Below are 7802 nucleotides of genomic sequence, written 5' to 3'. Positions count from 1 at the left end.
GCTCCCGCAAGCCCGCCTCCGGCGCGCCGGCGGCACGCGGCCGCGGCGATCGGGACGGGGCGAGCATCGGCTGGCTCTCCGGCTCGGGCGCCGGCGGCCCCACCGGGCAGCGGCCGCGCCGCGGCCGCTGAGCGTCCAGCGGCCTCTGGCCGGCGAGCGCGACGGAACGTTGGAAGAGCCCTGCTCCTTCCCGGAGCGGGGCCGCTTCCCGTCGCCCTCTGGACAGGAGCCCTGCACCGCTCCCATATATGCCCTACCGCCGAAAGGAGCATCATGGCCGGAATCTCTCTTTCCGTCGAAGGCGACAAGATCCAGCTCTCGTTCCAGAAGGACGACCAGTCGACCGCCATCGTGATGGACGCGGGCGCCGCGCGCACGCTCGCCTCGGCGCTGACGCAGCTGCTCGACGTGATGGACGAGGCGCTCGACGAGGAGGAGCTGGAGGAGGCCTTCTCCGACGAGGAGCTGACCGAGGAGCTCGCCCGGCAGCTCGCAGAGGAAGACGGCGAGGACGGCCCCGAGACGATCGAGGGCGAGGTCGTCGACGTGACCTCGTCCACCATCGACATCGGCCTCGACCAGGACGGCCACGCCGTGGTCTCGCTGCGCGCCGGCCACCTGCCGCCGATCATGCTGCGCCTGCAGGACGAGGAGGCGCGCCACATCTCCCAGTCGCTCGCCGAGATTCTCGGCGCCCCGCGCGACGCGCGGATGAGCCAGGGCGGGCACTGACGGGCACCTGCGACGTCCGGACCTCCGAACGCGCCCGCCCCGCGTTCGGAAATCCGGACGCCGGTGCGGGTCGCACGTCCGGAAGCCCGGACATGGGCCGGGTGCGGCTAGAGATGTCTTTGTGATTTCAAAAGCTTAGAACTCTGGCATGCCACTTGCGGAAGCCTCCCCGATATCACGGAGGAGCTCTGCTCGTGGACCTCTCGACCATCCTGCTCGTCGCCCTCGCCGGCTCGATCGCCGCGCCCTTCGTGGTCGCGCGAGCCGGCGCGCTGGGCGGCCCGCTCGCCGCGGCCCTGCCGGCGGCGCTGTTCGCCTGGTTCTTCACGCAGATCGGCCCGGTCGGCTCCGCGCCGATCGTCGAGGTCGTGCCGTGGGTGCCCTCCCTCGGCATCGACCTGACCTTCCGCCTCGACGGCTTCTCGCTGCTGTTCGCGCTGCTGATCACCGGCATCGGCGCGCTGGTGGTGCTGTATGCGGCGTCCTACATGGCGGCGAAGCCGGCCTTCGCGCGGGCGCAGTTCCTGTTCTACATCCTCCTGTTCATGACGGCGATGCTGGCGACGGTCACCGCCGACAACCTCGTCGCGCTGTTCGTCTTCTGGGAGATGACGAGCCTGCTCTCGTTCCTCCTCGTCGGCTTCCAGAGCGAGGACGCCAAGGCGCGCAAGGCTGCGCTGCAGTCGCTCCTCGTCACCGCCGGCGGCGGGCTGGCGCTCCTCGCGGGCATCATCCTCATCGGCGTCGAGGCCGGCACCTTCTCGCTCGCGGCGATCACGGCGAACCCTGCGCCGGTGCTCGAGAGCCCGCTCCTGCCGGCGATCGTGGCCTGCGTGCTGATCGGCGCCTTCACCAAGTCGGCGCAGTTCCCGTTCCACTTCTGGCTGCCCAACGCCATGAAGGCGCCCACCCCGGCGTCGGCCTACCTGCACTCGGCCACGATGGTGAAGCTCGGCGTCTACCTGCTCGCGCGGCTCGACCCGGTCTTCGCCGGCGCGCCGTGGGTGGGTGCGACGCTCGTCTTCTTCGGCGGGCTCACCATGCTGATCGCCGCCGTGCAGGCGCTGCGCGCGATCGAGCTCAAGGCGGTGCTCGCCTACTCGACGGTCGCCTCGCTCGGCACGCTCGTGATGCTGATCGGGCTCGACGGCCCGGTCTCGTCGGTGGCGGTCGTGGGCTTCATCCTGGCGCACGCGCTCTACAAGGCGACCTTGTTCTTCTGCGCCGGCATCGTCATCCACGCGACGCACGAGACCCGGCTGCGCGCGCTCGGCGGCCTCGCGCGGCTCCTGCCGTTCACCGCGGCGGCGACGGTGCTCGCCTCGTTCTCGATGGCCGGCCTGCCGCCGTTCATCGGCTTCATCTCGAAGGAGTACCTGTTCGAGGCCAAGCTCGAGTCCTCGCTCGACACGGTCGCGGTCACGATCGGCGTGCTCGTCAACGCCGTGATGGTGGCGATCGCCGGCGTGCTGGCGCTCAAGCCCTTCTTCGGGCGCGCCAAGAAGCCCATCCGGATCGAGCACGGCGAGCAGCCGGGCATGACGATGGGGCCGCTGCTGCTCGCCGTCGTCGGCGTGACCTTCGGGCTCGTGCCCTCGCTCGTCTCCTACGCGCTCATCACCCCCGCGGCGATCGCCATCCACGGCGCGCCGTTCGAGGTGTCCTTCAAGCTCTGGCACGGCTTCACGCCGATGCTGGCACTCTCGGGCCTCGTCGTCGTGCTCGGCGCCGTGCTCGCCTGGTTCTGGGACCCGATCCACCTGTTCATGCGCCGCCGGCGCGCCTTCGACGAGGTCTTCCTCGACCGGGGCTACGACCTCGTGCTCGGGCGCACGCTCGCGCTCGCCCGCTGGTCGACGAACCTCCTCCAGAACGGGGACCTGCGCGTCTACGCGGCGGTGGTCTCGGCGGCCGTCACGGGGCTTCTCGCCTACGGCCTCCTCGCCGGCGAGGGCCCGCTCCTGCCGGCGATCGCGGGGGAGCCGGTGCGGCCCTACCTCCTCGTCGTGTGCGCGCTGATCGTCGCGGGCTGCCTCGTCGCCGCCGCCGTACCCTCGCTCGTCTCGGCGATCGTGGCGGTGGGCCTCGCGGGCTACGGCCTCGCTCTGGTCTTCCTGCTCAACGGCGGGCCGGACCTGGCGCTCACCCAGTTCTCGGTCGAGACGCTGTTCGTCGTCATCGTGATGGCGGTGCTGCTCAAGCTGCCGATCGTGGCGAAGTCGTCTCGCACCCCCGGCGAGCGCTGGCTGGACGGCGGGCTGTCGGCCGCCTTCGCGGCCTGCATTCTCGTCGCCACGCTGTGGATCGCCGCCAAGCCCTTCAACCCGGAGCTGACCGAGTACTTCGCGATCACCTCGGTGCCGGAGGGCTTCGGCCGCAACGTCGTCAACGTCATCCTGGTCGATTTCCGCGCGCTCGACACGTTCGGCGAGATCGCGGTCGTCGCCTTCGCCGCGCTCGGCGCCTGGGCGCTGCTGCGCACGGGCGGCACGCGCGGCCGCAAGGAGGCCTGAACCATGCCCTCGCTCATCCTCACCGCGGTCGTGCGGATCTTCTTCGTCATCATGGTCCTCGGATCGCTCTGGGTCCTCCTGCGCGGCCACAACGAGCCGGGCGGCGGCTTCATCGGCGGGCTCGTCGGTGCGGCCGGCTTCTCGGTGCTGGCGCTCGCGCTCGGCGTCGAGGCGGCGCGCCGCGCGCTGGTGCTCCATCCCGTCGTGCTGATGGGCGCGGGGCTCGCGATCGCCTTCCTCTCGGGCGTGCCCGGGATCGTCACGGACGCCTCGTTCCTCACTCACCAGTGGGGCTCGCTCGCGGGCGTGAAGCTCGGCACGACGATCATCTTCGACCTCGGCGTCTACATGGTCGTCGTCGGCGGGGTGCTCTCCTTCATGTTCAGGCTCTACTCGGAGGACGCGGCATGACGCTCGTCTACGCCATCACCATTGCGGCTTACGTCGGCTGCGGCCTCTACATGATGCTCTCGCGGCACGCGGTGCGGATGATCCTGGGCCTGACGCTGCTGACCAACGGCGCGATCTTCCTGATCTTCTTCTCCGGCCGGATCGGCTCGTCGACCCCGCCGGTGATCCCGCAGGGCGCGGACGCGCTCGCGGCGGACGCGGCGAACGCGCTGCCGCAGGCGCTGGTGCTGACCGCGATCGTCATCGGCTTCGCGCTCACCGCCTTCGCCGTCGCGCTCGCGCTGAAGGCCTACCGCAGCCTCGGCACGCTCGACGTGCGCGAGATGCGCGACGCCGAGGCGCTCGGCGCCCCGGACCTTCCTCTTTCGACCCCGGTGAAGAACCATGGCTGACGCCGCCACCCTCCTCGTCCTCTGGCCGGTCCTGATCCCGATCGCGACCGCCGCGCTCACGGCCGCGCTGTGGAAGAGCCCGGTCGCGCAGCGTCGGGTCGGTCTCGCCAGCCTCGTCCTCCTCCTCGTCGCCTCGCTCGCGCTTACCGCGGCGGTGATCGACGAGGGCGTCATCGCCAAGCAGTTCGGCGACTGGGCCGCGCCCTTCGGCATCAGCTTCGTGGCCGATCCGCTCTCGGCGGCGATGGTCGCCATCTCCGGCATCCTCGCCTTCGCGGTGGGCATCTTCGCGCTCGGCGACATCAAGGAGCGTCACGAGCGGGCGGGCTTCCACCCGCTGTTCCACGGCCTGATCGCGGGCGTGAACGGCGCCTTCCTGACGGGCGACATCTTCAACCTGTACGTCTGGTTCGAGGTGATGCTCATCACGACGCTGGGCCTGCTCGTGGTCCAGCGCGGCAAGGCGCAGATCGACGGCGCGCTCAAGTACGCCGCGATGAACCTGTTCGGCACGATCCTCTTCCTGATCGCGGTGGCGCTCCTCTACGGCGCGACCGGCACGCTGAACATGGCCGACCTCGCGCGCATCCTGCCGCAGATGGAGATGTCGCCCGGGCTCACCGCCTCGGCGCTGCTCTTCCTGGCGGCCTTCGGCATCAAGGCCGGCGTGTTCCCGCTCTTCTTCTGGCTGCCGGCGAGCTACCACACGGCGCCCATCGCGATCGCGGCCTTGTTCGCGGGCCTGCTGACGAAGGTGGGCGTCTACGCCGCCTTCCGCGTCTTCACGCTGATGTTCGAGATGGAGGGCGGCGCGCTTCGCGAGATCGTCGCCGTCGTCGCGGCGATGACGATGATCACGGGCGTGTTCGGCGCGGCGATCCAGTGGAACGTGCGCCGGATCCTGTCCTTCCACATCATCAGCCAGATCGGCTACATGCTGATGGGGCTCGCCATCGCGACCCCCGTCGCCATCGCCGGCGCGGTCTTCTACATCGTCCACCACATCATCGTGAAGGCGAACCTGTTCCTGCTCGCGGGCGCGATCAAGCACGCGGCGGGGACGGACGACCTGCGCAAGGCGGGTGGGCTGCTCAAGTCCCATCCCTGGCTCGCGGTGCTGTTCCTGATCCCGGCGCTCTCGCTCGCGGGCCTGCCGCCGCTGTCGGGCTTCTGGGCGAAGTTTCTCGTCATCGACGCGTCGCTGCGTGAGCAGGTCTGGTGGCTCGCGATCGTCGCGCTCGGCGTCGGCGCGCTCACCCTGTTCTCGATGTCGAAGATCTGGATGGAGGCCTTCTGGAAGAAGCCCGTGCTCGTGCGCGCCACGCCGCGCACGGTGCCGGTGGCCTTCGTCGTGCCGATCGCGCTCCTCGGCGCGGTGACGCTGACGATCGGCCTCTTCGCCGATCCCTTCGTCGAGTACGCCCGCACGGCGACCGCGGTCCTCGTCGACCCGACCGACTACATCGCCGCCGTCTTCCCCGGCGAGGCGCCCGTGCGCACCGTCGAGACGGAGGTTCCCGTCATCGCCATCGAAGGAGCCGCCCGATGAGCATCCTCCTCTCGCCCTCCCGGCTTCTCGCCTTCGCCCAGCTCCTCGTCGTCTTCGTCGTCGAGCTCGTGAAGTCGGCCGTGCGCGTCGCCGTCGCGGTGCTCTCGCCGCGCCCGACGCTGAACCCCGCCGTCGTCGCGGTGCCGATCGCGCTCAAGACCGACCTCGGAATCGCCACGCTCGCCAACCTCGTGACGCTGACCCCCGGCACGACGTCGCTGCACGTCTCCGAGGGGCGCGACACGCTCTACGTCCACGTCCTCGACAGCCCCTCCGCCGAGGCGGTCGCCGCGGACATCAAGACCACGTTCGAGACACTGATCCGGAGGATCGAAGGATGATCGAGCAGATCGACGCCGCCCTCACCACCGTCGCCCTCGCGCTCACCGTGGTGCTCGCGCTCGCCATCGCCGGCGCCGCCTTCCGCATGATCGTGGGGCCGGGCTACGCCGACCGCTTCGTCGCGCTCGACATGCTCACCGGCATCGCGGTCGCGGCCTGCGGCCTCACGGCGGTCGTCACCGGCCGGCGCGAGTTCCTCGACGTCGGGCTCGGCCTCGCGCTCATCGCCTTCGTCGCCACCATCGCCTTCGCGGCCTTCCTCGAGAAGAAGCAGAGGGAAACGTCATGATCGCGCTCCTCGCCCTCGCCCTGAAGCTCGTCGGCACGGGCTTCCTCGTCGTCGCGACCGTCGGCGTCCTGCGCTTCGAGGACCCCTTCCAGCGCATGCACGCCGCGACCAAGGCCGGCACGCTCGGCGCCGGCCTCGTGCTGATCGGCGTGATGCTCACCAAGGGCTCGATGGACGCGACCGTCGTCGCCTTCCTCACGCTCGCCTTTCTCATCGGCACGATGCCGGTGGCGGGGCACCTGCTCGGCCGCGCCGCCTACGTCTCCGGCGCTCGCTTGAGCTCGCGGGAGGACGCCCTCGCCGGGGTGCTGCCGCGCGCGCCGCACCCGCTCGAGGAGCGCACGGCGCTCGGCTTCCTCGCCCCCGCGCCGGTCGCGGGCGCAGCGACGCCGGCGGCTGCGTGGCGGCCCGCCGTTGCGCCGGAGGCGACCCCGGCGGCGGAGGACGAGCCCGTCGAGACCGGCTTCGCCGGCGTGCGCTTCGCCGTCATCGCCCCGCACGCGGGCCTCGTCACGCGCCGGGCCATCGCGCTCGCGGCGGCCCACGACGCGCCGCTGACCGCGGTGGCGGTGATCGATCGCGACTGCGTCGAGAGCGCCCGCGTGCCGGGCGCCCGCGACGTCGTCCGCGCGAAGCTCGCCGAGGCCATCGAGGAGATGCGCCGCGAGACGCGCGAGCGTCCGCAACCCCTCGCGCTCGCCTACGAGGAGGGCGATCCGCTCGCGCTGATCCCGGCGCTCTCGGCGGAGAGCCGCGAGCTGCTCGTCCTGCCTACCGACGGCTGGTGCCATCACGGCGCGGGCGTGACGCTGCCGGTCTTCGAGGAGCGGCTCGCCGACAAGCTGTTCGAGGTCTCGCGCCGACACGAGGGGCCGACCCTCTTCGTCGGCTGCGAGGCCGGCTCCGGCGGCCCCCTCGTCGTCGTGCACGACGGCGGGCGGCGCGCCCAGCGCCTCGCCGCCTGGGCGCTCGCGACGCGGCTGTGGCCGGCCGAGGCCGTGACCGTGGTGGGCTCGGCGACGAAGGAGCAGGTGGAGGCGCTCGCCGCCATCGCCGCCGACGCCGGGGTCTCGGTCAGCCACCTGCGGGCATCCAGGGCGCCCGCGGGCGCGATGCTGCCGACGCGCTTCGCCGACGCCGCCGCGATCGTGCTGCCGGCGCTGCCCCGGCGTGCGAACGGCTACGGCACCTTCTGGCAGGACGCGATCGTGCCGGGCTGGCGCGGGGACGTGCTGGTGTGACGGGAAGGAGGGGCGGGCCGCGCGGCTACGCATTCCGCGCCTGAGAACACAGAGTCACCACAAGGGCCTCGGCATTGCGTCGGAGCGCTTGTGGTCCCTGGCGTTGATGTATGGCGTCGATAGTGCGGGCCGCGGGGAAATTGACTCAACCGGCAGGTTCTCGCGGCCGGATCGTCGACCCGCTTCAAGTCGAGCAGGAGCGTCGACGCCGAGCGCCGCATATCCAGCGCATTCCAAAACACCTTGATCGCAGCCGCCATGATCGTGCACGTGGTCGCGTGGGTCGCAATGCAAGGGCGATGGGGATCGGCGATCTTGCGCGCGAGGCGACAC

8 protein-coding genes are annotated in these 7802 nt (G+C 71.1%); all 8 read left to right on the top strand.

What is annotated here, in order from left to right; genetic code table 11:
* Nucleotides 1-273 precede the first annotated feature (273 nt).
* The 8 genes from ACTZWW_RS06870 (at nucleotide 274) to mnhG (ending at nucleotide 7469) form a co-directional block, all read left to right on the top strand.
* Nucleotides 274-732: a hypothetical protein gene (locus ACTZWW_RS06870; protein ID WP_444780195.1), complete on the top strand. Its 459-nt coding sequence runs from the start codon at nucleotides 274-276 to the stop codon at nucleotides 730-732.
* 194 nt (nucleotides 733-926) lie between these two features.
* Nucleotides 927-3245: a hydrogen gas-evolving membrane-bound hydrogenase subunit E gene (gene mbhE, locus ACTZWW_RS06865; protein WP_444780194.1), complete on the top strand. Its 2319-nt coding sequence runs from the start codon at nucleotides 927-929 to the stop codon at nucleotides 3243-3245.
* Nucleotides 3246-3248: 3 nt separating this feature from the next.
* A complete protein-coding gene (locus ACTZWW_RS06860) occupies nucleotides 3249-3656 on the top strand; it encodes an MnhB domain-containing protein (protein WP_444780193.1) in 408 nt (135 codons plus the stop codon).
* Nucleotides 3653-4048: a sodium:proton antiporter gene (locus ACTZWW_RS06855; RefSeq protein ID WP_444780192.1), complete on the top strand. Its 396-nt coding sequence runs from the start codon at nucleotides 3653-3655 to the stop codon at nucleotides 4046-4048. Before ACTZWW_RS06860 ends, ACTZWW_RS06855 begins: the two co-directional genes overlap by 4 nt.
* The gene (locus tag ACTZWW_RS06850) at nucleotides 4041-5597 is read left to right on the top strand and encodes a Na+/H+ antiporter subunit D (RefSeq protein ID WP_444780191.1); all 1557 of its coding nucleotides are present in this window, start codon (nucleotides 4041-4043) and stop codon (nucleotides 5595-5597) included. The genes ACTZWW_RS06855 and ACTZWW_RS06850 overlap by 8 nt, the downstream gene beginning before the upstream one ends.
* Nucleotides 5594-5938, top strand: coding sequence for a Na+/H+ antiporter subunit E (locus ACTZWW_RS06845; protein WP_444780190.1), 345 nt, complete (start codon nucleotides 5594-5596; stop codon nucleotides 5936-5938). Before ACTZWW_RS06850 ends, ACTZWW_RS06845 begins: the two co-directional genes overlap by 4 nt.
* Nucleotides 5935-6228 carry a monovalent cation/H+ antiporter complex subunit F gene (locus ACTZWW_RS06840; RefSeq protein ID WP_052341013.1) on the top strand — a complete coding sequence of 98 codons (294 nt, stop codon included), beginning with the start codon at nucleotides 5935-5937 and terminating at the stop codon, nucleotides 6226-6228. Before ACTZWW_RS06845 ends, ACTZWW_RS06840 begins: the two co-directional genes overlap by 4 nt.
* Nucleotides 6225-7469 carry a monovalent cation/H(+) antiporter subunit G gene (mnhG, locus tag ACTZWW_RS06835; protein ID WP_444780189.1) on the top strand — a complete coding sequence of 415 codons (1245 nt, stop codon included), beginning with the start codon at nucleotides 6225-6227 and terminating at the stop codon, nucleotides 7467-7469. Before ACTZWW_RS06840 ends, mnhG begins: the two co-directional genes overlap by 4 nt.
* Nucleotides 7470-7802: the final 333 nt, after the last annotated feature.

Origin of the sequence: Salinarimonas sp. NSM (assembly GCF_052380005.1) — a bacterium.
GTDB lineage: Bacteria > Pseudomonadota > Alphaproteobacteria > Rhizobiales > Beijerinckiaceae > Salinarimonas.
This window is presented reverse-complemented; position numbering and strand designations above follow the sequence as displayed.